Raw genomic sequence first — 26937 nt, 5'->3', positions numbered from 1 at the left:
CAGGGGTAAAATGGGTCACTATTCGCAGTTGAAAACTGTTAATCCGACTGTTTCACGTGAAACAGTAGAGCGCCTGATTGCCTTCGAACAGTTGTTTATTAAGTGGAATGCAAGTATCAATCTTGCATCACCATCGACGATTGCCGAGTTATGGCAGCGCCATATTATGGATAGCGCACAGCTCTATGAACTGGTTTTGAGCCGTAAAGCTGATGCTAAAAACTGGCTTGATTTGGGCTCTGGTGGTGGATTTCCAGGAATCGTGCTTGGTTGCATGATGAAGGAAAATACTGAAAGCCGGATAATTTTGGTGGAAAGTGTTGTGAAGAAGGCCGCTTTCTTGACCACTGCCACTGGTAATCTGGATATTCCTGTTGAAGTATATGCAGAACGGATTGAATCTCTTTGGGATCGAATTTCAACACCGGATATTATTACTGCACGGGCGCTGGCCTCGTTGAAAAAACTTTTTTCATTGACAGAGCCGTGGATAAAGAATGGAGCTGTGGCTTTTTTCCAAAAGGGCCGAGATTACCAGAGAGAAATTGATGAAACTTTGGATGAATGGGATTATGATCTGGTGAAGCATAACAGTGCTGTCGATGATAATTCAGTTATTCTCGAGATTAGTAATCTGCGTAAAAAAATAAATAATCCGGATCTATCTACGGATAGTGAACAGAAAGCAGCAGGGCGACAGGGATGATGAAACGTTCTCGAATCATAACTATTGCAAATCAGAAGGGTGGCGTTGGTAAAACAACAACTGCCATTAATCTGGCGACAGCTCTTGCCGCAATTGGTGAAACTGTTTTGATCGTCGATCTTGATCCACAGGGTAATGCCAGTACTGGTTTAGGTATTGACCGTTTAAACCGCCCGCTATCATCTTATGATGTGCTGACTCAGGCTGCGTCCGTGCCTGAGGCTGCTGTTGCAACTGATGTCCCTAATCTTCATATTGTGCCATCTACTCTTGATTTGCTCGGCATTGAAATGGAAATTTCGCAAGCTGCAGACCGTACACGGCGATTACGAGATGCGCTGAAATTCGATTCCAGCGTTGCTGAGGCTTATAGCTACATTTTGGTGGATTGTCCGCCATCGCTTAATTTGCTGACTTTGAACGCAATGGCTGCAGCAGACTCTGTACTTGTACCATTGCAATGTGAGTTTTTTGCACTGGAAGGTCTCAGCCAGTTGTTACAGACAGTTGAGCAAGTACGTTCATCACTGAACCCTGATCTGTCGATTCAGGGCATCGTGCTGACTATGTTTGACAGCCGTAACAATCTTGCTTCTCAGGTTGTGGATGATGTGCGTAGCTTTATGGGTGAAAAGGTCTATCGCACTGTTATTCCACGCAATGTACGGGTTTCAGAAGCGCCATCGCATGGTAAGCCGGCGCTTCTTTATGACCTGAAATGTGCAGGTAGTCAGGCTTATTTACAGCTTGCATCAGAAGTAATTCAACGCGAGCGGCATTTACAAGCCGCTTGAATTATCGATTCGACTACGTAACAATTTTTAGAAAGTAGCCGTGACTATGAACGACGATCCTTCCAAAAAACGCCTTGGTCGTGGTTTAGCCGCTTTGATCGGGGATATTGATCGTCCTGTTGAAGAGCGCAAAACGCCAATCTCAGCAGAACACAATGTTCCTATTGAATTTATTACACGCAATCCGCGTAACCCGAGACGTATGTTTGCCGAACAAGATCTTGCGGATCTGGCACAGTCTATTCGTGAGCATGGCGTTGTGCAGCCGATTGTGGTGCGTCCGGCGCCGGGTAATCCTGAGCATTACGAACTGATTGCCGGTGAGCGTCGCTGGCGCGCTTCGCAGCGTGCAGGCCTTACATCCATCCCTGTTATCTTGCGTGATGTGGATGATCGTATCGCATTGGAAATTGCGATCATTGAAAACGTTCAGCGCGCAGATTTAAACTCGATTGAAGAGGCGCTTGGTTATCAACAGCTGATCGATAATCATGAATATACACAGGCTGATCTGGCTCAGGTGATTGGTAAAAGCCGAAGCCATGTGGCTAATACATTGCGCCTGCTGAAACTGCCTTCACAAGTGCAATCATTCATTACTGATGGTGCTTTGTCGGCCGGTCATGCACGCAGTCTGATTACGATGGAAAACCCTGTGGCGATGGCTGAGAAAATCGTTAAGGATGGTTTGTCAGTCCGTCAGGTGGAAGCGCTGGCGCAGGCCGAAGCGCAGGGTGAAAATCCACGCAAAGCTGAAAAAGCGGCACCTGTGGAAAAAGATGCTGATACAAAAGCATTGGAAAAACTGCTTTCAGATGTCACCGGTATGAAGGTGGAAATCAATCACCGTGAACGGGGCGGTGAAGTGCGTATTCGCTATAGGTCGCTGGAGCAATTGGACGAAATCTGTCGTCGCCTGCAAAGTTGATGCAGCTTAAAACTATTATTTAAAAACGGCCGCTGACTTATGATCAAGCAGAGGCCGTTTTTATTTAAAATAATATTTATATTTCAAGGTGTTAAACGATTATCGTGCCCGACTGTTGCGTACGCCTTCCACAACAAGCGCCATCAGACATTGACGTATGATGGGAACAGAAAGATCACTGTTCTGACGACTTTCAAGCACCGCTTTTTGCAAGCGTTCACCTGCGCGTGAAATGGATGGTGCCTGCCAGCGCGACAAAGCTGTTTCCATCAGTTTACGTCTGGTGAAAAAGATTGGCGGACGGGCAGCTGCAATGATCGTTGCTGGTGCTTTACGTTCTACGTCAACGCTATGGCGCATGATTTGCAATTGCTGAAACTGGCGTATGGCCGCATTGAGAATGAGAAAAGGTGCGGTGCCTGAGGTGACAAGTCGATCGAAAGCACTGTTGAAGTTCTTCATGTCACCGATCAAAAGCGCATCGATGACTTCATCGGTTGAAGCGACACTGACATCGCCAACGGATGCGCGAACGTCTTCCAGTTCAATACGGGGTTTATCTTTGGCATAAAGGCAGATCTTTTCCAGCTCGCCACGGGTGGCTAAGCGGTCACCGCCAAGGCTCATTCGCAGCAGTTGGCGTGCCTCGCCGCTGATTTGCAAATTGGCGGCAGACAGAACATCATCAATCACGCCTTCAATGCCACGTGCATCATCGCTATAGCAGGGCAGAGCCATAGCTGCTGAGCCGTTTTCAGCGGCTGTGCGTAAGGCCGCTCCTTTTTTTAAATCACCAGCTTCAATCAGGATAATGGCATCTTGCGGCGGCTCAGTGGCCAAATGTTTGATAGTATCAGCCATGCTTTTCTGGCTGGAAACATTACGAACCCAGATTAGTCTTTTGCCACCAAACATAGAAATGGTCATGGCTTCATCATAAAGCTTACCCGGGTTTTGATCGACCTCGTCGCCTTCCATACGGATGACGGTAAAAGGATCATCTAAAGGCAGTCCGGTGGCTTTGGCAAAAATCTTTGCACGCTCGCTCACCAAGCCCTTATCGGGGCCATAGAGCAGGATGATTGGAAAGCTGCTGCTTGATCGGTTGATAAAAGCATCAACCTCATGTGATTTTTTCTGAGCCATAAAGCTTGTTTAACCCATTCGGGTTTAAACTTAAACGGCAATTTGCGGCAAGCTCAGACAAGTTTCACGAATAGATCATATTCATAAAAAAGGCCTGATTTCTAATCAGGCCTTTAAGAGCGGTTTAGCCGATGAGCAGGGCATCATCATCAATGTTTTGCCCGCGCACATCGCGGAACATTTTGATGAGATCTTCTACGCCTAAATTCTTGCGCTGATCACCTTCCACATCAAGCAGTACGTCACCGGCATGCAGCATGATGGTGCGGTCGCCATAATCAAGCGCCTGACGCATTGAGTGGGTGACCATCAAAGTAGTAAGCTTGTTTTCGCTGACCAACTTGCGAGTGAGTTCCATGATAAACTCAGCCATGCCCGGATCAAGCGCGGCTGTGTGCTCATCAAGAAGCAAGACTTCTGATTCTGCCAATGTTGCCATCACAAGGGATAAAGCCTGACGCTGACCACCGGAGAGAAGCTCCATGCGATCCTGCATACGGTTTTCCAAGCCAAGCTTTAAGCCGGACACACGCTCACGAAATTCTGCGCGACGATTTGAGGAAAGGGCAGGTGAAAGACCACGCTTTTTGCCACGTGCAGCAGCAAGTGCAAGGTTTTCTTCAATGGTGAGTGTTCCACAGCTACCAGCCAGCGGGTCCTGAAACACGCGCGCTACCAATTTTGCCCGTTCTGCTGTTGCTTGCTTGGTGACATCTTTGTTGTTGATGACAACCTTACCGCTCGTCGGGATAACATCACCGGCGAGGGTGCCCAGGAAAGTGGATTTACCCGCTCCATTGGAACCGATAACAGTTACAAACGAGCCTTGCTGCATGGTGAGATTAATGCCGTTGAGTGCTTGTTTTTCAAGCGGTGTTCCACGGCCAAAAACCACATTCAGATTAGAAACTTCAATCATTTTCATGCACCTCCGCGGCGAAGACGCGGCAAGATCAGCGCCAAGGTTACAAGCACAGCAGTGACCAGATTAAGATCGGAAGCTTTGAGGCCTAAGAAATCACTGGTGAGTGCCAGCTGGATCGCAATACGGTAGATAATCGAACCGACGACACAGCCAATGAGTGTAACAAGGATAAGGCGTGAGCGCAGCACTGTTTCACCGATAATAACGGCAGCAAGACCAACAACGATGGTACCGACACCGGAGGTCACGTCAGCAAAGCCGTTTGTCTGGGCAAATAGAGAGCCACCAAGCGCCACCAGAGCGTTTGAAAGCGCCATACCGAGGTAGATTTGTCTTTCAGGGCGGACGCCCTGTGCGCGTGCCATACGTGGATTTGCACCCGTTGCACGCATAGCAAGACCGGTGTCACTTTCCAAAAAGCGCCAAACCAGGATCACTGCAATAACGACAAGCACAAAAATGAATAACGGTCGCACATAATATTCAGGCACTCCGTGACCGAAGAACGGCGAAAGCATGGTGTCTTGATTGATCAGTGCAATATTCGGACGTCCCATCACACGCAAATTGACCGAGAAGAGCGCGATCATGGTGAGAATGGAAGCGAGCAGGTTGAGAATTTTAAAGCGGACATTCAATGTGGCGGTGACAAGTCCGGCAAGTGAACCTGCAACCATTGAAATGGCAGCAGCAAGCCAAGGATTAAATCCGGCTAAAATCAGCACGGCTGTGACGGCAGCGCCTAATGGAAAAGAACCGTCAACGGTAAGGTCGGGGAAATCGAGAACCCGGAACGCCAGATATACACCCAGCGCAACAAATGAAAATATCAGGCCTAATTCGACCGCACCCCAAAAGGCGATCTGACTCACAATGCCATTCCTTTAAATCTGGCGTACACACATGCCTAATTGCTTGCGAGTTGGCCGTTCATTTGTCCAGCAAAGTTACTGGTTCTGTGAAACAGTAACTTTGCTTTTATGATTAAATTTTCAGTTGTTGATCAGGCGGACCACAACAACGGAAAACGAAGAAAACGGCTGCACAATTTTTTATCATGCAGCCGTTCTATATTAGTCGATCTTTTTGGTTGCGCGGTCAATTACTGCCTGCGGCAGTTCGATGCCCATTTTCTTGGCAGCACCCAAATTAACAACGAGATCGGTGCCTTTAGCAACTTCGACATCGATGTCGCCAGGTTTTTCACCTTTCAGAATGCGGGCTACAACCACACCGGTCTGTTTGCCGACATCATAATAGTTGAAGCCGAGGGCCGCAACTGCACCACGGGTGACGGAATCTGTATCAGCAGTGAAAAGCGGCAGCTTGCCTTCTTCGGCAACAGTTACAGCGCTTTCAAGAGCTGAAACGATAGTGTTGTCGGTTGGCACATACATGGCATCGGCACGACCGATGAGAGCTTGTGCAGCGCCTTTTACTTCAGATGATTTGGTGGCAGCCGATTCAACAATCTCGATGCCTTCACTCGCTGCTGCTTCTTTCAAAACAGCCAGCAGGGACACGGAATTTGTTTCACCGGAATTGTAGAGATAGCCGAGCTTTTTAATATCCGGCATGATTTCTTTAATCAAAGCCACATGTTCGGCAACCGGCGAAAGATCGGAAAGGCCGGTGACATTGCCGCCCGGCTTTTCCATGGTTTTGACGAGCTGTGCGCCGATCGGGTCGGAAGCTGCGGTAAAGACCACTGGAATATCACGGGTGGCAGCAACAACAGCCTGTGCGGAAGGTGTTGAAATTGGAACGATCACATCTGGCGCATCGCCGACAAATTGACGTGCAATCTGTGCCGCGGTTGCAGGATTGCCCTGAGCTGACTGATAGGTAAATTTGTAATTTTCACCGTCTTTATAACCGGCTTCTGCCAGTGCATCTTTAACGCCGTCACGAACGGCATCAAGCGCTGGATGTTCAACAATAGCGGTAACCGCTACCAAAACATCTTTAGCCATGGATGGAGTGGTGGCGATAGCAGTGGCAGCCAACAGTGCCAGAAACATTGAACGCATAAAGATCTCCCTCTTAATCTTTTCATGTTTTGTAAAGAGAATTAATGCAGTTTTCAATCGAAAGCAACGCAGCCAAAGTGCTAAGGTGAAACTCGATATAAATGTGGCGTGCAATAATTTGCGAAGGCGTGAATGGCGGGTTTCACCGGTATCCGGTTGGGGAAAATTTTTAATTTGGATGGGCGATTAAGAGGCTTGAAGAAGCTGCGCCAAAAGCCAGCCGGATCAAAACGCTGCTGGATAGATTAACGAAAGCAGCTGATAATCAAGCCTAAAGAGGTGGTGATCCCGACTGGATTCGAACCAGTGGCCTACAGATTAGGAATCTGTCGCTCTATCCTACTGAGCTACGGGACCATCGAGGCAACACATACTGTGTTTTGTCAATTTCGCCAACCCGAAAACCTGTGCCATCAATGAGAAATTGGCAGCACAGGCCTTGGGAAAGCGTAAATTATCAAGCAGCCAATGCGGTTTCAACAACTTGCACGAAATAGCTGATGCCATAAGGAATGGCATCATCATTAAAATCATAGGCCGGATGATGCAGTCCGGCGCTATCGCCATTGCCAAGGAAAATATAACTGCCCGGACATTTTTCCAGCATATAGGAGAAATCTTCACCTGCCATCATTGGCGGGGTTTGGGTATCCACATTGGCTTCACCAACAATCTGTTTGGCAATGCGGGCAGAAAAATCGGTTTCAGCATCATGATTGAAAGTAACCGGATAATTTTTCTGGTATTTGACTTCAATCGAAGAGCCGGTGAGGGTGGCGATACCGGCAGCGGCTGCGCGGATCGCCTTTTCAGCTTCTATACGGGTGGTTTTGCTTAAACTACGCACTGTTCCGGCAAGGCGTGCTTGCTGCGGGATGACATTATGGGCGTCACCGGCGTGGAACTTTGTCACCGACACAACGAGCGAGTCCAACGGGTTGGTGCGGCGTGAAACAATGGCTTGCAAAGTGGTGATTAATTGTGCGCCCGCTACAACCGGATCAATGGTGATGTGCGGCATGGCCGCATGACCGCCTTTACCGGAGATGATGATGTCGAACTCATCGGTTGCTGCCATGATAGGGCCTTTACAGATGGCAAATTCACCCAATGGAATGCCAGGCCGGTTATGCAAGCCATAGACTTCGCGGATCTGGAATTTTTCCAGTAAACCGTCTTCAATCATGGCAAGACCGCCCGCGCCACCTTCTTCAGCTGGCTGGAAAATTAATGCGACAGAGCCACGGAAATTGCGTGTTTCGCTTAAATATTGTGCAGTGCCGAGCAGCATGGCTGTGTGGCCGTCATGGCCGCAAGAATGCGCTTTGCCGTCTGTTTGGGAAGCCCATTCCACACCGCTGGTTTCCTGAATAGGAAGTGCATCCATATCGGCACGCAGACCAATAACAGGGCCGTCACCGTGGCGGCCTTTGATGATGGCCACAACACCGGTGCGTCCGATGCCTGTTACTACTTCATCGCAGCCAAAGCTTTTTAGCTTTTCTTCGACGAATTTCGCGGTGTTGAAAACATCATAGAGCAATTCAGGATTTTGGTGCAGATAACGGCGCCATTCAGAGACTTCCGATTGCATTTCAACGGCACGATTTAGCACTGGCATAGATGAGCTCCGAAATTGATCAGTAAACCGGCGTGGTCGCCGGTGACTCTTGGGTGGTTTCCCTGCCACAGACTATTACTTTTGCATCAATGAGAGCAATGCCTGTTTGCCTTTTCTATGCCACATGCCTTAGATACGTCATGCTGAATATTTTAAGCGGCACCAGAACGGAATTAAATTAATGTTATTGAAACTGATCAAATGTTGCCTCTCCATAACGGCCTTAACCACAACTGTATTAAGTTGTGCGGCCTTAAATGGCGCGGTGGCAGCGCCATATATTGTGGTGGATGTGGCAACGGGCAAAGTTTATGACCATGAAGATGCTTTCCAGCGCTGGTATCCGGCTTCGCTCACCAAGATGATGAGCGCTTATGTTGCGTTCCGTATGCTGGAAGCAGGGCAGGTCACACCAGATACGCCGGTGCGTATCAGTGTAACCGCTGCCAAGGAACCGCCAAGCAAAATGGGCTATAAACCCGGCTCAGTGATGACGCTTGATACAGCACTGAAAATCATGATGGTCAAATCGGCCAATGACGTATCAGTGGCGGTTGCTGAAACCTTGGGCGGCAGCGTCAATGGTTTTGCCAAAATGATGAATGCCGAGGCTGCACGTTTAGGAATGAGCAGCTCTCATTTTGTTAATCCGCACGGTCTTCCTGATCCGCAAAATTACACGACTGCACGTGATCTGGCGATATTGGGTATGGCACTGCGTCAGCAGTTTCCGCAATATGCGCATTATTTTAACGTTGAGGCGCTCGATTTCACTGATGGTCACCGTCAGGAGCTCAACGGTAATATTCTGCTTGGCCGTTATAATGGTGCAGACGGTATGAAAACCGGCTTTATTTGCGCTTCCGGCTTTAATCTGGTGGCTTCGGCAACGCGTCAGGGCAGAACAGTGATGTCGGTGGTGCTGGGTGCGGAACGTCAGGAAACCCGTGCTGCTAAATCTGCCGAACTGATGGAAACAGCTTTCCGCGGTAATGCAGCCAATGCACCGGATTTGCGAAGTCTGGCACCTTATGGTCAAAACATTAATGTTGCAGCGGATTTGCGGGCGCAGATTTGTAATCAGGAAGCGATTGCAGCGCGCTGGGATGGTCGTGAGGTGGAAGGGTATATGCAAATAAACTCCCCCTATATTCACGATATCAAGCATGAGCCACGCGCAATTACAGTGGGCTTGACGCAAAAGGCACCGGAAACCAAACCGGGCCAGTTGCATATTTCACAAGTGCCGATCCCGCTTCAGCGTCCGGCAAAGCGCGGTTCTTGAAACTGAAGTTTAAATTTTAATGTCCGTCAGGAAGTAAGATCAAGTCATGAGTGCGTTCAGCCATCCTATTCCCGTTTCCGTTCTGACAGGATTTCTCGGTTCGGGAAAAACCACCCTGTTAAACCGATTGCTGAAAGATCCTGCACTCACCGATACGGCTGTGATCATCAATGAATTTGGCGAAATCAGCATTGATCATTTGCTGGTCGAACAATCCAGCGATGGCGTGATCGAGCTTGCTGACGGTTGTATTTGTTGCACTGTGCGTGGTGAGCTGGTCGACACACTGGCCGATCTGATTGACCGCTTGCAAACCGGTCAGCTGAAAGCTTTAAAACGTGTGGTGATTGAAACCACAGGCTTGGCTGATCCGGGGCCGGTTCTGAATGCCATTATGGGGCATCCGGTTTTGTTGCAGGCTTTCCGCTTGGATGGTGTGCTAACAACGGTTGATGCTGTCAATGCGATGGCTACCATGGATGCGCATGAAGAAGCGGTGAAGCAGATTGCGATGGCTGACCGTATTATTATCACCAAAACCGATCTGGTTGATGATAAGGTCGCTTATGAGCATTTGTTGCAGCGTATTCGCCTGCTTAATCCATCAGCCGAATTGTTGAATGTTTCAGATCAACGAACCGATTATGCAAACCTGTTTGAATGCGGTCTTTATAATCCGGAAAAGAAAACAGCCGACGTGCAGCGCTGGCTGAATGCAGATGTTTTTGATGATGAGGATCATCACAAACATGATCACGATCATGCGCATGATCATGTTTGTGGCGAAGATTGCAGCCATGAGCATCACCACCATCATCATGATACGGCTATTCGCACTTTTGCATTAAAGCATGATCTGCCGGTGCCGTTTTCTGCTTTCGAGATGTTTGTTGATCTATTGCGCTCAAGCCATGGTGACAAACTCTTGCGGGTCAAGGGTATTGTGCAGATTGCAGAAGATCCGGATCGCCCGCTGGTGATCCACGGCGTGCAAAAGATTTTCCATCCGCCTGCACGTCTGCCGCAATGGCCGGAAGGCAAGCCGCAGACTGTGCTGGTGATGATCGTCAAAGATCTGGATGAAAACTATATCCGCGATTTGTTCAATGCATTCTTAGGCCGGCCTGGCATTGACCAGGCAGATGGGGCTGCAATGACGGATAATCCGTTGGCTATTCCCGGCTTTAGACTGAAGTAAGTTCAGGCTTTTTCAATGCGGAAGATAAAGACAACACCATCATTTTCTTGATGAATGATGGTGTGGCCTTCATTTATGCAAAAATGCGGAATGTCGAGGCGTGACATTGGATCAGTGGTGTGCACTTCCAGTACATCTTTGCTTGCCAGATCTTGCAATTTACGCCGTGTTTTCAACACTGGAAGCGGGCAGTTAAGCCCGCGTAAATCGTAAATGACGACCTGCTTCTTCTCAGACATATCCATTATTTTTTGAATATGCCCCAGAGGCTTTTTTTCTCAGGTACGGCACCGGTGACAGTTGTATCTGCCGGCTGGTTTGCTTCTTGCACCATAATACTGCCTTCAGCAGCTGCCGGTGTAACTGCCGGATTGCCAGAAGGGACAGGGACGCTCGCCGGAGTTTCGTTTTGAATACTGGCCGGCAGTGGCGCCGGAACACTTGCGGGCGTTGTGGCGGAAGGCGTTGCGGCTGGTGTAGCCGCTGGAACTGAATAGTTCAGGGATGGTGGTTCACGTGAAACTTTTTCACCGCGGGCGCGCGCTGCACTCCAGGTAGAAACCAGTTTAGCCTCAGCCAGTCCTGCAATGGAAGGTGACAGAGGTTTGCCGCTTTTGGTGGTTGCTGCACTAAATGCGGCTTCGTAAGTTTTGTGATAGCTGGTGAAGGCTGTGCTGATTGTTTCCGATTGCATGGTCGGCGGGCAGGCAGCCGTTGCCGGACTACCGCTAGGAATAGCATTATTATTGAAGACATAGCGCTTTTCGCACACATCCACTTTTGGCGGCACTTTGGTCACTTCAAAAGCATCATAGCCTTGCTTGAGCATTTTCCAGAATTCATAATTAGGATCGTTGCGATAGCGCGCCATATTGGCGGCAGTCATCCGGAAAGGAAATGCCTGAATTTGGAATGCACGCTGACCACCGACAAAGGCATCGCGGCCAAAGGCGTAAATTTCTGAAACTTGCTCATCGGTCATTGAATAGCAACCGGCTGACGAGCAGGCGCCATGTACCATCAAATGCTGACCGGTGCGGCCATGGGCACGATCATAAGCATTAGGGAAGCCCATATTAAAGGCCAGATAATATTGTGAGTTCGGATTCATCTGGCCTGGATAAACGGTGTAGAAACCTTCCGGCGCCTGACGGTCACCTTCCACAAATTTAGGGCCGAGTTTGCCCGACCATTTACAGATTTCATAGGAAGAAATCATGTCGTAGCGGCCATTATTTTTCTGTTTCCAGACCTCTAAAACACCTTCTTCTTTGAAAATACGAACCATGACAGGCGAAGTGCGGGTCATGCCCTTTGCCTTCATTTGATTGACGATTTTCTGCGGCAGCGGCTTTTCAGCTTTACGTGCGACATCGTCAAATACAGAGCCCTGACAACCGGCTAAAAGCACGGAAGCCATCAAGCTTGCAAAAATTGCGGTTCTGATTTTCATACCCGTCATGCCTACTTAACTCGTGCGACACATCATCAATATGACCGATTGATCGGCCTTTGGAAAGAAAAGTCTAGCCTGAAAACCTTTCAGTTAGGTTGACAAACCGCTGAATTGGTTAGCCAAAGAAAGCTTTTTTAGCAATTCCCGCTATTTTGGGTTATTCCGGCGTAGTTTCTCATCCATAGTTTAAGTCTAAGTAATAATTGAATATTACGCAAATTAGACAAATCTATGAGCGATAATAAGCGAGGTAACAGTTTGTAACAGGATGATATAATCGCATAAAAAAGCCCGGTATTGTCACAATACCGGGCTTTTTTAAATTTTAAATGGATAGGCAGAGATTAGATGTTTCTGCCTATTTCGAGGAACTTCTTGCGGCGTTCCTGCTTCAATGTTTCACCATCAACACCCTTCATCGAGCGCAAAGATGCGGCAATGATTTCGCCGGTGGCATCCATTGCTGCAACACGGTCACGATGCGCACCGCCCATAGCTTCAGGGATAATGCCGTCAATAACTTTCAGCTCGAACAGATCCTGCGCGGTGATACGCATATTGGCTGCTGCATCTTTAGCACGCGTCGAATCATGCCACAGAATGGAAGCTGCACCTTCCGGTGAAATAACCGAGTAGATGGAGTTTTCCAGCATGTAAACGCGGTTGGCAACAGCGATTGCAATCGCGCCACCCGAACCACCTTCACCAAGGATGATGGAAATCATCGGCACTTTCAGATTGAGGCTGGCAGCTGTTGAACGCGCAATGGCTTCTGCCTGACCGCGTTCTTCCGCGCTGATGCCCGGATAAGCACCTGCCGTATCAACAAGGGAAATAACCGGCAGACCAAAACGGTCAGCCATTTCCATCACGCGCACAGCTTTGCGATAGCCTTCAGGACGAGCCGAACCAAAATTGTGCTTCAAGCGGGTTTTGGTGTCATGGCCTTTTTCCTGACCAAGCACCGCAACAGCTTCACCGTTGAAACGGGCAAAACCAGCTTGCAATGCGTCGTCATTGGCAAATTTACGGTCACCGGCCAGCGGCGTGAATTCGGTGAACAGATGATTGATGTAATCCAGGCAATGCGGACGATCTGGATGGCGGGCAACTTGTGTTTTCTGCCATGGTGTCAGCTTGCGATAAAGATCGCGCAAAGCATCTGAAGAACGCTTTTCAAGGCGTTTGATTTCGTCGCTCATATCGACGCTGCCATCTTCTTCACTGAGCTTTTTCAGCTGGAGAATTTGACCTTCAAGATCGGCGACTGGTTTTTCAAAATCGAGGTAATTGTACATATGGCCTGACTGTGTATGCGTTTTTCAAAGCAAACGTGTTGGGTCTCATGAGGACTGAGCCTCGACAAGTTATAGATATTCATTCTTACCCCAAAGTGCAAATCCGAGGCAAAAGTTTTTTCTTCTCATACCTTCCGCGAGCTCAATCGGCAAGCGGGTGGTGATCATTTACAAGTTTGTGCAGTCTTTCTTCGAGAACATGGGTGTAAATTTGTGTCGTAGAGATGTCCGAATGTCCTAATAATTGCTGAACCGCGCGTAAATCAGCGCCATTTTGCAATAAATGACTGGCAAAAGCATGGCGAAGAACGTGAGGCGATACACTATTTGCAGAAATACCGGTGCGTGCGGCCAAGGCTTTTAAATCACGGGCAAAGACCTGACGCGCCAAATGGCCGCTTTCGGATGGTGCCGGAAAAAGCCAGGGATTATCTTCATAATCAGCACGTGCATCGCGCAAATCCAGATAAAACTGTAAAGCATCACGCGCTTTTGATGATAATGGGACGATCCGTTCTTTGGAACCTTTACCGCGTACCAGCAAAAAACGCTGGTCGGAACGCGCCACACTCACCGGCAGACTAACAAGTTCGGAAACGCGCAAACCTGTCGCGTATAGTGTTTCAAGCAACGCATAAAGGCGCACGCATTGAAACTTTGTCAGCGGTGGCGGTGGTGTTTCAGCCTCTGCTTGCGCGCGATCCAGCAGTTTGGAAACCGTATCTTCGCTCATGATTTTAGGCAAAGACATTTGTTTTTTCGGCGCATCGAGCGTGCCGGTCGGGTCATCGCCACGCAGGTTTTCTGTATAAAGAAAGCGGAAGAACTGTTTGAGAGACGAAAGACGGCGCGCCTGCGAACTGGCTGCAAAACCCAAAACTGCCATTTGATTGAGGCAATCGCGCAAATCCTGCGGCTGTGCTTCTACCAGATTGACGGACTTTTCCTTCAAAAAGTCTGCACAAGCCTCCAGATCGCGCCGATAGGATTCAAGCGTGTTTTGTGCAGCACCTCGCTCGGCACTCATCATTTCCAGAAAGCTTTCAATCGCAACAGCTGCACGCATGTTCAATCTTTTTCCTCAGATAAAGTATCATCTTCATCATTACTTGAAACTGGTGCAACAGGGGGAGAAAGTGGCACAGGATTAAGGTCTTTAGCCGGAATTTTAATGGTGATATCAGTTTGTACCGGTTTCACATAGGTAACCAACGCCAACATGATACCATAAACGGCAGCGGCGATCAGAGCGAGAACCAGAACCAGACGTGTCAGTGTGGGCATAAGGTTTTTATGCTCGCAAGCTCTTCGGAAAGCAAGGCTCTCTATTATTGAACCGTATTATAATGCGTTTTTGCGGCGAAAGCCCGATAAAGCAATTGACGTAGGCTGTGTTTTCATGTGGAACCAAATCAGCAGACCGGATGAGGGCAATGACAAGCAGTAATAAAAATACACATCTCCATGAGAATGCTGAACGGGTAAAAGAATTGCTCGGTTCTCGCGTTCTGGTTCTCGTGGGGCTTATGGGAGCGGGCAAGTCCACTATCGGCAAAAAGATAGCGACGATGTTGGGTTTGGCTTTTAAAGACGGCGACAATGAAATTGAAGGCGCTTCACGTATGAGCGTGACCGAACTTTTTGAAAGTTACGGTGAGGTGGAGTTTCGTGATCTGGAACGTCGCGTGATCCTGCGTTTGCTGGAGGCAGGCCCGATGGTGCTGGCCACCGGTGGTGGCGCTTATATGAATGCTGAAACCCGTCAAAGCATTGCAGATCACGGCATTTCTTTATGGCTTGATGCCGAGCTTGATGTGTTGATGGAGCGTGTTTCAAGACGCCAGAACCGGCCGCTTTTGAAAAATGCCGACCCGCGTGGTGTGATGAGCCGCCTGATTGATGAACGCTATCCGGTTTATGCACAGGCAAATTTGCGTTTCATGTCGCGAGAAGACCGCAAAGACGTGATTGCCAGCGAAGTAATCGATCTGTTGCTCGAACATCTTGAAGCTGAAAAGAACTGAATAAGACAGCTAACTGCCCCAGAGGAGACACAAGAATGAATGCCCCGCATACAGACGCAACAAATAACAATGTTGATACCGTGACAGTTCCGGTTGTGCTGGGAGATCGTTCTTATGACATTATCATCGGTGACAAGCTGATTGAGCGCGCGGGCGCGGAAATCGCGGCACGTCTTGGTAAAATCCGTGTTGCCGTGGTGACAGATGAAAATGTCGCCAAACATCATCTGGAGCGGTTGACTGCAAGTCTTGCGCATAAAGGTATTGAGGCAACGCCGATTATTGTATCTGCGGGTGAAAAATCCAAAGCTTTTGCCACGCTGGAAACTGTTACCAATGCTGTTCTGGCGGCACGTCTGGAGCGCGGTGATGCCGTAGTCGCCCTTGGCGGCGGCGTGATTGGTGATTTGAGCGGCTTTGTTGCGGGCATTGTGCGTCGCGGCATGAAGTTCATTCAAATCCCGACATCTTTATTGGCGCAGGTCGATTCTTCCGTTGGCGGAAAAACCGGCATCAATACGGCGCATGGTAAAAATCTGGTCGGTGTTTTCTATCAGCCTCAATTGGTGCTGGCCGATACCGGTGTTTTGAACACTTTATCCCCGCGCGAATTTCGTGCCGGTTATGCGGAAGTGGCCAAATATGGTCTGATCGACCGCCCAGATTTCTTTGCATGGCTAGAGCAGAATTGGAACGATGTGTTTGCCGGTGGTACAGCGCGTACCCATGCCATTGCGGAATCCTGCCGCTCCAAGGCTGCCGTTGTGGCGCGTGACGAGCGTGAACATGGTGACCGGGCTTTGCTGAATCTTGGCCATACATTCGGCCATGCGCTGGAAACAGCAACCAATTACGACTCATCCCGTCTGGTTCATGGAGAAGGTGTGGCAATTGGTATGGCGCTGGCCTATCGTTTTTCTGCCCGTATGAACCTATCTTCGGTGGAAGCAGCCGAACGTGTGGAAGCTCATTTGCAGGCTGTGGGTCTGCCGACAAAGCTTTCACAGGTGCCGGGTGGTTTGCCGGACGCGACAAGCCTGATGGCTTCCATTGCGCAGGATAAAAAAGTGTCGCGCGGTGCACTGACATTTATTTTGACCCGCGGCATCGGTGAGAGTTTCATTGCCAAAGATGTGCCACACTCTGCCGTATTAGAGTTTTTGAAAGAAAGCCTGAACCGTTAAATTCTGCTTTTTTACTGCTTTGTAAATGTTGTTTTTGTATTGCCGCAGTTGCTGCGTTAAAACCAATTGAGCCAGCAAAGCTCATGAATACGGAGAATTCCGATGACGGCCACATTATGGATCATGTGCGGTATTATCCTTTTATGTGTGATTTTCTCAGGCTTTTTCTCAGGCTCTGAAACGGCACTCACCGCAGCTTCACGTGCTCGGATGTTGGGTTTCGAGCAGCAGGGTGATGAACGCGCCACAATCGTTCAGCGTTTGATTGCGCGGCGCGACCGTCTTATCGGTGCATTGCTGATCGGCAATAATCTGGCTAATATCTTGGCGTCTTCTTTGGCGACCAGTATTTTTATGAGCCTGTTTGGTGATGCAGGCGTGGCTTATGCAACGATTGCTATGACGATCATTCTGGTTATTTTTGCAGAAGTGTTGCCAAAATCATGGGCTATTTCCACACCTGATCGGTTTGCTTTAGCTGTAGCCCGCCCAACCTCAGTTGTGGTTAGCATTATTGGCCCGCTTTCCAGTGTGGTGAACTGGATTGTCCGTGTGATTTTAAAACTTTGCGGCGTTAATCTGGCGACTGGCAGCTCGATGCTTTCTGCGCAGGAAGAGCTGCGCGGTGCGGTGGAAGTTTTGCACCGTGATGGCTCAGTGATCAAATCCGACCGTGACCAGTTGGGCGGTTTGCTCGATTTGCGCGAGCTGGAAGTCAGCGATGTGATGGTACACCGCACCGCTATGGGTACAATCAATGCCGATGATCCGGCTGACGTTTTGGTGAAAGAAATTCTGGCCAGCTCGCATACGCGTATGCCGTTATGGCGCGATGATATTGATAATATTGTCGGCATCATTCACACCAAAGATCTGGTGCGTGCGCTTTATGATGTCGATAATGACTTTTCCCGTATCGACATCATGAAAGTTGCTACAAAACCGTGGTTTGTGCCGGATACAACCACATTGCAGGATCAGCTCAACGCCTTTTTGCGCCGCAAAGCCCATATAGCCATTGTCGTGGATGAATATGGTGATGTGCAGGGTCTGGTCACATTGGAAGATATTCTGGAAGAGATTGTCGGCGATATTGCCGATGAGCATGATATCGATATGCAGGGCGTGCGTCCGCAGCCGGACGGCTCATATATTGTTGACGGTTCATTGCCGATCCGTGACTTGAATCGAGCGCTTGACTGGTCATTGCCTGATGAAGAAGCCACAACCATTGCAGGTCTCGTCATTCATGAGACGCAGTCCATTCCGGATGTGAAGCAGGCTTTCACATTCCACAACAAGCGTTTTACCGTTTTGAAGCGGGAAAAGAACCGGTTGGCGCGATTGCGAATCGTGGCACTGGATGCAGAAGGCAAGCCGACCAATGCCAATCAACCGGCTGAATATGAAATCTGAGGGAGCTTGCATATCAGCTCCCTTAAGGTAAATGTTTGGAAAATTAGCGGCGGGTTGCTTCACCCGGCGCGCTTGGTTCAAGCGCTAAAGCATGAACGCCATTGTTGAGCTCGTCGCTCAGTAACTCGTTGATGGCACGATGGCGGGCAATACGGGAAAGACCGATAAATTTATCAGTGATGATAATGACACGAAAATGTGTCTCTCCGGTGCCGTCATAGGTCTCATGATGGCCGTTTTCTTCGTGATGATGGCCAGCATGCAGGTGGCTTTCATTGCGTACTTCTAGAAATTCAGGAGAGAAAGCCTGATTAAGTTTCTGTTCAATGGTAGTTTGTATGCTGTTATTCATGGACATTTGCTCAACTTCTCCCCATATAGGTACTAACTCCCATATAAGTGACGTGATTACGTCTTGATGTGGGGCAAATCCGCACAGGAAGCAGATGTTTCGTCCTCGCTTTATCATGAATCTGCATCATGATAAAAAGTCAATTCTTGTTTGAAAACTCTTTATCCGCATAATTTGACATCATGACAATCAATTCAAAATATTTCGACAGCATTCGTATTGGTGGTAAGAAGAAGGCCGAGGCTAAGTCGTCGGTGCCTGATTGCCGATGGGATGGATGCCTCAAACCTGGAACGCATAAAGCGCCGGTCGGACGTGATCGTGAAGGTGAGTATTTTCATTTTTGTATCGATCATGTCAGGGAATATAATAAGAGCTTTAACTATTTCTCCGGCGTTTCAGACGGTGAAATTGCACGTTTGCAAAAGGAAGCTCTGACCGGCAACCGGCCTACTTGGACAACCTCGTCTAACTCAGCATCCGGTGCTTCCCGCACTTCGCCCGATATGGCACGAATGCGCTCAGGGTCGGCGGCTTATCACAACCGTATACGCGATCCTTTCAACTTGTTTAAAGACCAGAAGGATAATGCCCGCGCAGCGGCACAATTGCGCAAACCACGTGCTTTGGAGGCAAAAGCGCTTGGGACGTTAGGATTGGATGCCAGCGCTTCAAGCGATGACATCAAAACCAAATATAAGGAATTGGTGAAGCAGCACCATCCCGACCGTAATGGCGGTGATCGCGCTTCGGAAGACCGCTTCCGTGATGTTATTCAAGCCTATCAATTGTTGAAGTCATCGGGTTTTTGCTCGTAAAAGCTTCAATAATGAATGTAACACTGCTTTATATTTGAGTATTTATTGCTCTTTTGGTTAAAACAGTGAAATAAATATCTGATCACGGCACGAGTTCAGCTTGAACCGTGACAGTTCAGACGTTAGAAAAAATGTGAAGTACAGACGGACATTTTTTGTCGCATAGCGTTATCTACAGCTCATGCCAAGATGCCCGCATTATTTAACAGGGCATCCCGTTGTTTAAAAAACGCGGATAGCTTGCGAGAAAGCAAAAGGAATGAGCGGCTGGTTCTCCTCCCCTGCCGCTTTGGAGGCATGATGAATAAGGTTGAGCGGGATATCACCAATTTGCCGGATACAACAGTATCGGTACGCGAAGTATTCGGGATTGATTCCGATTTGCAGGTTCCTGCATTTTCGATGACTGATTCGAATGTGCCGGACATCGATCCTGATTATCTATTTGATAAACAAACAACATTGGCGATCCTTGCAGGCTTTGCCTATAACCGCCGCGTTATGGTGTCTGGCTATCACGGTACTGGTAAATCCACCCATATCGAACAGGTTGCAGCACGCCTCAACTGGCCTTGTATCCGCGTCAACCTCGACAGTCATGTCAGCCGTATTGATCTCGTCGGCAAAGATGCAATCGTTGTCAAAGACGGTATGCAGATTACCGAATTTAAAGATGGTATTCTGCCTTGGGCTTATCAGCGCAATGTTGCGCTGGTGTTCGATGAATATGATGCCGGTCGCCCTGATGTGATGTTCGTGATCCAGCGCGTGCTGGAAGCTTCAGGCCGTTTGACACTGCTCGATCAGAGCCGCGTCATCAATCCGCACCCATCTTTCCGTTTGTTTGCGACCGCCAACACTGTGGGCTTGGGCGATACGACCGGTCTTTATCACGGTACACAGCAGATCAACCAGGCACAGATGGACCGTTGGTCAATCGTGACCACCTTGAACTATCTGCCGCATGACAATGAAGTTGCAATCATTTTGGCCAAAGCCAAACATTACCAGAATGAAGAAGGCCGCGACATCGTCAATAAGATGGTGCGCGTTGCCGATATGACCCGTCAGGCTTTCATCAATGGCGATTTGTCCACCGTGATGAGCCCGCGTACAGTAATTACTTGGGCTGAAAATGCTGCAATCTTCAATGATGTGGGCTTTGCTTTCCGCGTAACATTCCTTAACAAATGTGATGAGCTGGAACGCGCGATTGTGGCTGAGTTCTACCAACGTGCATTTGGTGCTGAATTGCCAGAATCGGCAGTTAACGTCGCTCTGGCTTGAAAGCGGTGAATTGTGATGGCCGGAATAGGGGCAGGTGCAGGCGATAATTCGCGGCAGAGGCGGCAAACGCCAATCGATTCGGAACCGTTCAAACGGGCAGTAACCGCATGTATGCGGGCTATTGCCGGTTCCAACGAGTTCGAGGTCGGTTTCAGTAATGATCGTCCGGCTTTGACCGGCAATCGTGCCAGATTGCCGGATCTGCCGAAGCGACCAACCGCGAATGATATTGCTATCACGCGTGGTTTGGGCGATTCGATGGCATTGCGTCAAGCGCGCCATAATCCGCGCATTCATGCAGGTCTGGCACCTGAAGGCAAACAGGCGCGCGCTATTTTTGATGCGGTTGAACAAGCGCGCGTTGAAGCCATCGGCGCACGTGCCATGGTTGGTGTCGGCGATAATTTAAGCTCTATGCTGGCCGATAAATATGCTCGCGCCAATTATACAGCTGTCATGGAAAAAGAAGAGGCTCCTCTCGAAGAGGCTGTTTCTTTGCTGATCCGTGAAAAGCTGACCGGTCGTGAAGCGCCGAAAGAAGCCGGCAATTTGCTGGATTTGTGGCGCGACTGGATCGAAGACAAAGCCGGTGCGGATATCGAGCATTTGGTCGAAAACCTAGAAGATCAGGATGCGTTTGCGCGTGTTGTGCGCAATATGCTGGCTTCGATGGAAATGGCGGAAGACTTATCACAAAATCCTCAAGACGATAATAATGAGGAACAGAGCGACGATACGCCAGACCCGGAAGAAAACGAAGACGGCGGTGCTGAAGAGCAGGAAGGCTCTGACCAGACGGAAAACGAAGAATCGGAAGATTCCAGTGATGACGGCGAACAGGGCGAAATGGAAGCCGCTGACGCTAATTCGGACGATGTGGATGACGGCGAGGAAATCGATGCCGAAACGCCGGGCGAAGCCCGTCGTCCGGGGCAACCGTTTGATAATCTGGCGCAGCAGCTTGATTATAAAGTTTTCACCCGTGAGTTTGACGAAACGGTGGAAGCAACCGATCTGTGCGATGAGGCAGAGCTTGAGCGCTTGCGCGGTTTTCTCGACAAGCAGCTTGCCAATTTGCAAGGCGTTGTTGGCCGGCTTGCCAACCGTTTACAACGTCGTTTGATGGCGCAGCAAAACCGTTCATGGGATTTCGATCTGGAAGAGGGCTATCTTGATACCGCACGTTTGATGCGTGTGGTGATCGACCCGACTCAGCCGCTTTCTTATAAATGGGAACGCGATACGGATTTCCGCGATACAGTGGTGACACTGGTGATTGATAATTCCGGCTCAATGCGTGGTCGTCCGATTACTGTCGCAGCAACTTGCGCTGATATTCTGGCACGCACTCTGGAGCGTTGCGGCGTTAAAGTCGAAATTTTGGGCTTTACCACCAAAGCATGGAAGGGCGGTCAATCGCGTGAAGCATGGCTTGCGCGTGGCAAGCCAGCAGCACCAGGTCGTCTGAATGACCTTCGCCATATCATTTATAAGGCTGCAGACGCCCCGTGGAGACGTGCACGTCGCAATCTTGGCCTGATGATGCGGGAAGGGTTGCTGAAAGAGAATATCGACGGTGAAGCGCTTATTTGGGCACATCAGCGTTTGCTGGCGCGTTCTGAGCAGCGTAAAATACTGATGGTAATCTCTGATGGTGCGCCGGTTGACGATTCTACGCTTTCGGTTAATCCCGGCAACTATCTGGAACGTCATTTGCGTGGCGTGATTGAAGAGATTGAAACGCGCTCACCGGTCGAGCTGATTGCAATTGGTATCGGCCATGACGTGACCCGTTACTATCAGCGCGCGGTGACGATTGTAGATGCCGAAGAACTGGCGGGCGCGATGACCGAACAGCTTGCTTCACTCTTTGAAGAACAGGGACATAAAGGCGGTTCAAAACGCTGATCTGAGTCTCAGACCTATTAAAAAAGCCTCCGGAAGCAGTTCGTTTCCGGAGGTTTTTTATGTTTCAGTCTTTAATTCACGCTTGTTGGCGTGTTGAAGCCAGCACAATTTCCCGGATACAAACACCCTGCGGTTGCTCATAAGCATAGAAAATGGCACGCGCGACATCTTCAGGACTCAACACGGATGCGCCCATATTTTTCTTCCAGTCTTCATAGCCGGCTTTGATGCTTTCATTACTGGTGTGGCTTAACAACTCGGTTTCAACAGCACCTGGAGCAATCGTTACAACACGTATATTATGAGGGGAGAGTTCTTCCCGCAGATTTTCTGAAAGGCCGTGGACGGCAAATTTTGTGGCTGTATAGGCCACATGATTGGCGAATGTTTTGCGCCCTGCGACCGAACTGATATTGATGATTGTGCCATGCTGACGCTTAACCATTGAGCCTGCCACCGCATGGATGCCATTAAGCAATCCTTTGACATTGACCTCCAGCATACGATCCCATTCATCAGGGTTTTGATTGGTCATATCGCCCAGCAACATGACGCCTGCATTATTGATGATTGCATCGGCTGCACCATAGAGGCTTTCAGCCTGTTTAACCGCCTCAATCAAGCCTGCGCGATCAGTCACATCCACAGCCTTGCATAGGGTGTGCGGCAAATGCAGCGCTTCCATGATTTCAAGACGGCGCGCCAAGAGCAGCAACGGATGACCGCGTTTTGCAAACAGTTTCGCCGTGGCAAGGCCAATGCCGGAGCTGGCACCGGTTATAATCACGAGAGGAAGCTTTTGTTTGTGCAAAGACATTTAAAAAAATCCTTATCTGAATAAAGAAAACCGGTGCAGAAACATTTGATTGAAAGCTCTAGTAAAGCGTAAAATCAGCGTTTCGGCAAACCGGTTTGGAAATTTCATCAGATAAAGAAGGAAGAGCCGCTATTTTGAAACAAGCGGCTGAGAATGTATCTTTAACGGGTTTTGTCAGGTGAATAAACCGCTGGCATGAAGATTGCCAGAATCGCGCCATAAGGCACCAGCATCAGCGTGCCCATGATAACTTTGATGAGGAAATCACCAATCGCCAGCGACATCCACAGCGCTACCGGCTGGCCTAGAAATGGCACAATTTCGGTGAGTGAAGAATCAGTGTGGCCGGTCATCTGGTCGATCCACGCAAATTGCGCGGCAAAAGCGATGGAGAAAAACAAAATAGTATCCAGCACCGAGCCAAGCATAGCGGCGGCAAAGGGGGCTTTCCACCATGATAAACGGCGCAAACGGTCAAAGACGCTGATATCGAGCATTTGCGCGAATAAAAATGCACTGCCGGATGCAATAGCGATTCGCGGTGTTGCCAGCCAGATCGACATAATCACGCCAAGCACAAAACCTGCCAACACCACTTTACGCGCAGCCTGCGGGCCATAGCGGCGATTGGTGAGGTCATTGACGAGGAACGCCAGCGGATAGGTGAAGGCACCCCAAGTGAGAATATCGCCAAGTCCGAAATAGTTGAACTGATACTGGACAAGGATATTGGAGGCGGCAACAGATACGCACATTGCCAAGATAGCCGGCAGCAGAGCCAAAACAGCTGGAATCAAAGTGCGGGTATTTAAAGTTCGTTCACTGAACATTTTTTTATCCTGGGTAATGGAACCAGTTGCAGATCTGGGATCTTAGGACAGCAAAAAGGGTCGACCAAGGCCGACCCCGCGATTATTTGGCCATAAAAGGCTTAAATATTAAGCGCTTACAGCTTCAGCTTGCTTTTTAGCAATCTGGCGCTTCAGAAGACGTGCGCGCTGTGACAGCTCTTTGTCGTCTGATTTAGCAAGGAATGAATCCAAACCACCGCGATGTTCTACGGAACGCAGAGCATGGGCGGAAACACGCAAACGATAGCTCATGCCCAAAGCATCGGACATCAGGGTTACGTTGCAAAGGTTTGGCAAAAAGCGGCGACGCGTCTTGTTGTTCGCGTGGCTGACATTGTTGCCGTATTGGACCGCTTTACCGGTCAATTCACAAGCGCGGGACATTTTGGTCTCACCTTCAAAATTCTGTTTCTCAAGGCCCCGACCTGAATGCCCGAACTAATACACATCACAGCTAAAACTGCTGCTGGCGCGCAATATCGGACAGGCGGCCTAAAGGGAAAGTTGCGTTTCTATAGTGTCCGGAGCGCAAACAGTCAAGTCGCTTTGCAACGTCAAGGCTATTTTGCTTGGTCTTACTTGCCACAAAAGATCGGCTTGACGCTCTTTATGCGGGATAAGTTAACGAAACATAACTTTGCCTATTTTAGCTGTTTCACACTTCAATACAAGTTTTAAAGGATAAATTTGCTGCAAATATGGTTTGAATCACCGAACGGAGGCCTCTTTATGTCGATTATAAAATTTTTATTGGTGGGGTCTGTCGGTTTTGCAAGCTTAATGTCGCAAAATGCTTCAGCGTATGCTGATGATGTTTATGCCACCCAATACAGGATTTCTATCATTGGTTTGACGATTGCCCGCGCCAATACGCAGACCCATATTGGCCAGAATGATTATATTTTGAAAGGTGATTTTGCCAGTTCGGGAATCGCTCGTATCTTCGATCAGACCGATGGCACCTTGTCGATCAACGGCAAAATGGCTAAGGGCAGTTTTTGGCCAAGCTCTTATCATTTGCAATATCAACATAAGAAAAAAGCCAAATCGACGACGATCCGTTTTGCTAATGGCCGTGTAACAGATACCAAAAATTCACCGGCAGTAAAAAAACGCGATCCTTGGGTAGCGCTGACCGAAGTACATTTGAAAAACATTTCCGATCCGATTTCAGCGATGATGATTAGGGCAAAATCACCGCAGGATGTTTGTGCACAAGTCTTGAAAACCTTTGATGGTCAGACGCGGGCTGATTTACGTTTGACCTATTCGGGAAAGGGCAAATATTCCACTAAAGGTTTTAAAGGTGAAACCGTGGAATGTACCGCTCGCTTTGTGCCGCTGGGTGGTTATCAAAAGGACAAAGAATCAATTAATTATCTGGCCAATAAGAGTAAGATCAGTATAAGTTTTGCAACACTTGGAAATTCAGGCATTTATGCCCCGGTAGAAGCACGCATCGGCACAAAAATAGGAACGGTTAAAGTTTCAGCCACGCGTTTTGAAAAAGTAAACTGATCGCATTCCAGTCAGTGAACTGACAACAGAGGGGATGTGTGGTCAGGGGGCATTGAAACGGGAGGGGACGTGGCAACTCTGGTTGGCTTTGCAGCCATTCTTATGTGGGCTTTGCTCGCTTTATTCACGGCTGCGTCAGGTCAGGTGCCGCCATTTCAGCTTTCAGCCATGAGCTTTGCTATTGGGGCTTGTTTAGGGATCATTTCCTGGATTTGGCGCCCGCAAGCGATCAAAAACCTCCGCCAGCCAGCTATAGTGTGGCTGGTGGGCGTGGTCGGGTTGTTCGGCTACCACTTTTTATATTTTACCGCATTGCGCAATGCGCCGCCCGTCGATGCCAGTCTGATCGCTTATCTGTGGCCACTCTTGATCGTTGTTGGCTCTGCTTTGATGCCGGGTGAGAAATTGAAATATTATCACATTGCCGGAACGCTGCTGGGGCTTGCCGGTATGGTGCTGGTGGTGACCAAAGGTGGCGGCATTGGCTTTGATGCCCGTTATGGCTTTGGTTATCTGGTGGCGGCACTTTGTGCGGTGACGTGGGCCACCTATTCATTGTTGTCTCGCCGCTTCAAGCAAGTGCCCACCGATGCTGTGACCGGCTTTTGTGCAGCAACTGCGGTTTTATCACTGCTTTGCCATTTGATGCTGGAACAAACCGTCTGGCCGGAAAATACCAGCCAGTGGGTGGCCATTTTGGGCTTGGGGCTTTTGCCGGTGGGGGCGGCCTTTTATGCATGGGATTATGGTGTCAAGCGCGGCAATATTCAGGTCTTGGGTGCAGCCAGCTATGCAGCGCCTCTATTATCCACGCTTGTGTTAATTGTGGCGGGTGCTGCCGAACCGAGCTGGCGTATTCTGGCCGCTTGTTTACTCATTACTGCCGGTGCGGTTCTGGCAGCAAAGGACATGATTTTCAAACGTAAATCATGAGGATTGGTGGTGAATGCACTCGTCATGATTGCTTAAAACTTCAATGACACGGCATTCATCCACGCGGCCATGAGCACAGCTTTCCAGCATTTTTTGCAATTCTGCTTTTAAAGCCATTAATTTAGCAATGCGCTTCTCCACATCAATCAGCCTTTCACGCGCCAATTGATCTGCAATGGTGCAGGGCTGACCGGGATTATCCTGCAAGTGCAGCAAAGCACGGATAGCTTCGACTTCAAAGCCGAGCTCACGCGCGTGCCTGATAAAGATCAATCGGCGAATATCGGCCTGTTCATAAAGACGGCGGTTGCCTTCACTTCGTTCCGGTGCCGGCATAAGACCGGACTGTTCATAATAACGGATTGTCGGCACTTTGACGCCGCTGCCAGCCGAAACTTCTCCAATAGTGAAATTTGCCATTTTTACTCTTGCTCCTCTAGTC

At 49.0% G+C, this 26937-nt stretch carries 28 protein-coding genes and 1 tRNA gene; 13 read left to right on the top strand and 16 right to left on the bottom strand.

Annotated features, from left to right (window positions below; all coding sequences use genetic code 11):
• Nucleotides 1–10 precede the first annotated feature (10 nt).
• Genes rsmG through JNC77_RS00825 form a run of 3 tightly spaced genes read left to right on the top strand, consistent with a single transcriptional unit; the run spans nucleotide 11 to nucleotide 2428 of the window.
• On the top strand, nucleotides 11–706 hold the full coding sequence (gene rsmG, locus JNC77_RS00835; protein WP_374828836.1) for a 16S rRNA (guanine(527)-N(7))-methyltransferase RsmG: 696 nt from the start codon (nucleotides 11–13) through the stop codon (nucleotides 704–706).
• Nucleotides 703–1500, top strand: a complete 798-nt coding sequence (locus JNC77_RS00830; RefSeq protein ID WP_374828835.1) for a ParA family protein — start codon at nucleotides 703–705, stop codon at nucleotides 1498–1500. The genes rsmG and JNC77_RS00830 overlap by 4 nt, the downstream gene beginning before the upstream one ends.
• 46 nt (nucleotides 1501–1546) lie before the next feature.
• Complete coding sequence (locus JNC77_RS00825; protein WP_374828834.1) at nucleotides 1547–2428, top strand: ParB/RepB/Spo0J family partition protein; 882 nt, start codon at nucleotides 1547–1549, stop codon at nucleotides 2426–2428.
• 99 nt (nucleotides 2429–2527) lie between these two features.
• Here JNC77_RS00825 and holA read toward each other — a convergent pair whose 3' ends face one another.
• The 6 genes from holA to JNC77_RS00795 form a co-directional block, all read right to left on the bottom strand.
• On the bottom strand, nucleotides 2528–3574 hold the full coding sequence (holA, locus tag JNC77_RS00820; RefSeq protein ID WP_374828833.1) for a DNA polymerase III subunit delta: 1047 nt from the start codon (nucleotides 3572–3574) through the stop codon (nucleotides 2528–2530).
• A gap of 124 nt (nucleotides 3575–3698) precedes the next feature.
• Nucleotides 3699–4493, bottom strand: a complete 795-nt coding sequence (locus JNC77_RS00815; protein ID WP_374828832.1) for an ABC transporter ATP-binding protein — start codon at nucleotides 4491–4493, stop codon at nucleotides 3699–3701.
• Nucleotides 4494–4495: 2 nt separating this feature from the next.
• Entirely contained in the window at nucleotides 4496–5371 is an 876-nt protein-coding gene (locus JNC77_RS00810) for an ABC transporter permease (RefSeq protein WP_374828831.1), read from the bottom strand.
• Nucleotides 5372–5572: 201 nt separating this feature from the next.
• The gene (locus JNC77_RS00805) at nucleotides 5573–6529 is read right to left on the bottom strand and encodes an ABC transporter substrate-binding protein (RefSeq protein ID WP_374828830.1); all 957 of its coding nucleotides are present in this window, start codon (nucleotides 6527–6529) and stop codon (nucleotides 5573–5575) included.
• Nucleotides 6530–6809: 280 nt separating this feature from the next.
• Nucleotides 6810–6886, bottom strand: a tRNA-Arg gene (locus JNC77_RS00800).
• 100 nt (nucleotides 6887–6986) lie between these two features.
• Entirely contained in the window at nucleotides 6987–8150 is a 1164-nt protein-coding gene (locus JNC77_RS00795; RefSeq protein ID WP_374828829.1) for a M20 aminoacylase family protein, read from the bottom strand.
• Nucleotides 8151–8331: 181 nt separating this feature from the next.
• Here JNC77_RS00795 and JNC77_RS00790 point away from each other — a divergent pair, with 181 nt between their 5' ends.
• Together JNC77_RS00790 and JNC77_RS00785 are read left to right on the top strand one after the other, a co-directional pair.
• Entirely contained in the window at nucleotides 8332–9435 is a 1104-nt protein-coding gene (locus JNC77_RS00790; RefSeq protein WP_374828828.1) for a D-alanyl-D-alanine carboxypeptidase family protein, read from the top strand.
• Between the two features lie 46 nt (nucleotides 9436–9481).
• Entirely contained in the window at nucleotides 9482–10633 is a 1152-nt protein-coding gene (locus tag JNC77_RS00785; RefSeq protein WP_374828827.1) for a CobW family GTP-binding protein, read from the top strand.
• 2 nt (nucleotides 10634–10635) lie between these two features.
• On the opposite strand, the gene JNC77_RS00780 is transcribed toward JNC77_RS00785, so the two are convergent.
• The 5 genes from JNC77_RS00780 to JNC77_RS00760 form a co-directional block, all read right to left on the bottom strand.
• The gene (locus JNC77_RS00780; protein WP_374828826.1) at nucleotides 10636–10872 is read right to left on the bottom strand and encodes a sulfurtransferase TusA family protein; all 237 of its coding nucleotides are present in this window, start codon (nucleotides 10870–10872) and stop codon (nucleotides 10636–10638) included.
• 5 nt (nucleotides 10873–10877) lie between these two features.
• The gene (locus JNC77_RS00775) at nucleotides 10878–12086 is read right to left on the bottom strand and encodes a hypothetical protein (RefSeq protein ID WP_374828825.1); all 1209 of its coding nucleotides are present in this window, start codon (nucleotides 12084–12086) and stop codon (nucleotides 10878–10880) included.
• A 347-nt stretch (nucleotides 12087–12433) separates the two neighbouring features.
• Complete coding sequence (locus JNC77_RS00770) at nucleotides 12434–13387, bottom strand: acetyl-CoA carboxylase carboxyltransferase subunit alpha (RefSeq protein WP_374828824.1); 954 nt, start codon at nucleotides 13385–13387, stop codon at nucleotides 12434–12436.
• A gap of 142 nt (nucleotides 13388–13529) precedes the next feature.
• Entirely contained in the window at nucleotides 13530–14453 is a 924-nt protein-coding gene (xerD, locus tag JNC77_RS00765) for a site-specific tyrosine recombinase XerD (protein ID WP_374828823.1), read from the bottom strand.
• Between the two features lie 2 nt (nucleotides 14454–14455).
• Nucleotides 14456–14671, bottom strand: coding sequence for a recombinase (locus JNC77_RS00760; RefSeq protein WP_374828822.1), 216 nt, complete (start codon nucleotides 14669–14671; stop codon nucleotides 14456–14458).
• A gap of 149 nt (nucleotides 14672–14820) precedes the next feature.
• Between JNC77_RS00760 and JNC77_RS00755 the strand changes: the two genes are divergently transcribed.
• From JNC77_RS00755 to JNC77_RS00745, 3 genes are all read left to right on the top strand, one after another.
• Entirely contained in the window at nucleotides 14821–15411 is a 591-nt protein-coding gene (locus JNC77_RS00755; protein ID WP_374828821.1) for a shikimate kinase, read from the top strand.
• A 35-nt stretch (nucleotides 15412–15446) separates the two neighbouring features.
• On the top strand, nucleotides 15447–16595 hold the full coding sequence (gene aroB, locus JNC77_RS00750; protein ID WP_374828820.1) for a 3-dehydroquinate synthase: 1149 nt from the start codon (nucleotides 15447–15449) through the stop codon (nucleotides 16593–16595).
• A gap of 102 nt (nucleotides 16596–16697) precedes the next feature.
• Complete coding sequence (locus tag JNC77_RS00745; RefSeq protein WP_374828819.1) at nucleotides 16698–18011, top strand: HlyC/CorC family transporter; 1314 nt, start codon at nucleotides 16698–16700, stop codon at nucleotides 18009–18011.
• A 43-nt stretch (nucleotides 18012–18054) separates the two neighbouring features.
• On the opposite strand, the gene JNC77_RS00740 is transcribed toward JNC77_RS00745, so the two are convergent.
• Nucleotides 18055–18369, bottom strand: coding sequence for a BolA family protein (locus JNC77_RS00740; protein WP_374828818.1), 315 nt, complete (start codon nucleotides 18367–18369; stop codon nucleotides 18055–18057).
• 176 nt (nucleotides 18370–18545) lie between these two features.
• Here JNC77_RS00740 and JNC77_RS00735 point away from each other — a divergent pair, with 176 nt between their 5' ends.
• From JNC77_RS00735 to cobT, 3 genes are all read left to right on the top strand, one after another.
• Nucleotides 18546–19181, top strand: coding sequence for a J domain-containing protein (locus JNC77_RS00735; protein ID WP_374828817.1), 636 nt, complete (start codon nucleotides 18546–18548; stop codon nucleotides 19179–19181).
• Between the two features lie 300 nt (nucleotides 19182–19481).
• Nucleotides 19482–20468 carry a cobaltochelatase subunit CobS gene (gene cobS, locus JNC77_RS00730; RefSeq protein ID WP_374828816.1) on the top strand — a complete coding sequence of 329 codons (987 nt, stop codon included), beginning with the start codon at nucleotides 19482–19484 and terminating at the stop codon, nucleotides 20466–20468.
• A gap of 15 nt (nucleotides 20469–20483) precedes the next feature.
• Nucleotides 20484–22376 (top strand): cobaltochelatase subunit CobT, encoded by a 1893-nt coding sequence (gene cobT, locus JNC77_RS00725; RefSeq protein WP_374828815.1) that lies wholly within the window; start codon nucleotides 20484–20486, stop codon nucleotides 22374–22376.
• Between the two features lie 76 nt (nucleotides 22377–22452).
• Here cobT and JNC77_RS00720 read toward each other — a convergent pair whose 3' ends face one another.
• The 3 genes from JNC77_RS00720 to rpmB form a co-directional block, all read right to left on the bottom strand.
• Nucleotides 22453–23193 (bottom strand): SDR family oxidoreductase, encoded by a 741-nt coding sequence (locus tag JNC77_RS00720; RefSeq protein ID WP_374828814.1) that lies wholly within the window; start codon nucleotides 23191–23193, stop codon nucleotides 22453–22455.
• Nucleotides 23194–23354: 161 nt separating this feature from the next.
• Entirely contained in the window at nucleotides 23355–24023 is a 669-nt protein-coding gene (locus JNC77_RS00715) for a queuosine precursor transporter (protein ID WP_374828813.1), read from the bottom strand.
• Nucleotides 24024–24131: 108 nt separating this feature from the next.
• Nucleotides 24132–24428, bottom strand: coding sequence for a 50S ribosomal protein L28 (gene rpmB, locus JNC77_RS00710; RefSeq protein ID WP_343802514.1), 297 nt, complete (start codon nucleotides 24426–24428; stop codon nucleotides 24132–24134).
• A 345-nt stretch (nucleotides 24429–24773) separates the two neighbouring features.
• Here rpmB and JNC77_RS00705 point away from each other — a divergent pair, with 345 nt between their 5' ends.
• Together JNC77_RS00705 and yddG are read left to right on the top strand one after the other, a co-directional pair.
• Nucleotides 24774–25562 (top strand): DUF3108 domain-containing protein, encoded by a 789-nt coding sequence (locus JNC77_RS00705; RefSeq protein WP_374828812.1) that lies wholly within the window; start codon nucleotides 24774–24776, stop codon nucleotides 25560–25562.
• A 102-nt stretch (nucleotides 25563–25664) separates the two neighbouring features.
• A complete protein-coding gene (gene yddG, locus JNC77_RS00700) occupies nucleotides 25665–26495 on the top strand; it encodes an aromatic amino acid exporter YddG (protein ID WP_374830384.1) in 831 nt (276 codons plus the stop codon).
• On the opposite strand, the gene JNC77_RS00695 is transcribed toward yddG, so the two are convergent.
• A complete protein-coding gene (locus tag JNC77_RS00695) occupies nucleotides 26490–26915 on the bottom strand; it encodes a MerR family transcriptional regulator (RefSeq protein WP_374828811.1) in 426 nt (141 codons plus the stop codon). The two genes, yddG and JNC77_RS00695, sit on opposite strands and share 6 nt — an antisense overlap.
• Between the last annotated feature and the right edge of the window lie 22 nt (nucleotides 26916–26937).

This window comes from Paenochrobactrum pullorum, assembly GCF_041929845.1.
Lineage (GTDB): Bacteria > Pseudomonadota > Alphaproteobacteria > Rhizobiales > Rhizobiaceae > Paenochrobactrum > Paenochrobactrum pullorum.
Note: the sequence above shows the minus strand (reverse complement) of the source record. Positions and strands in the feature narration are given on the sequence as shown.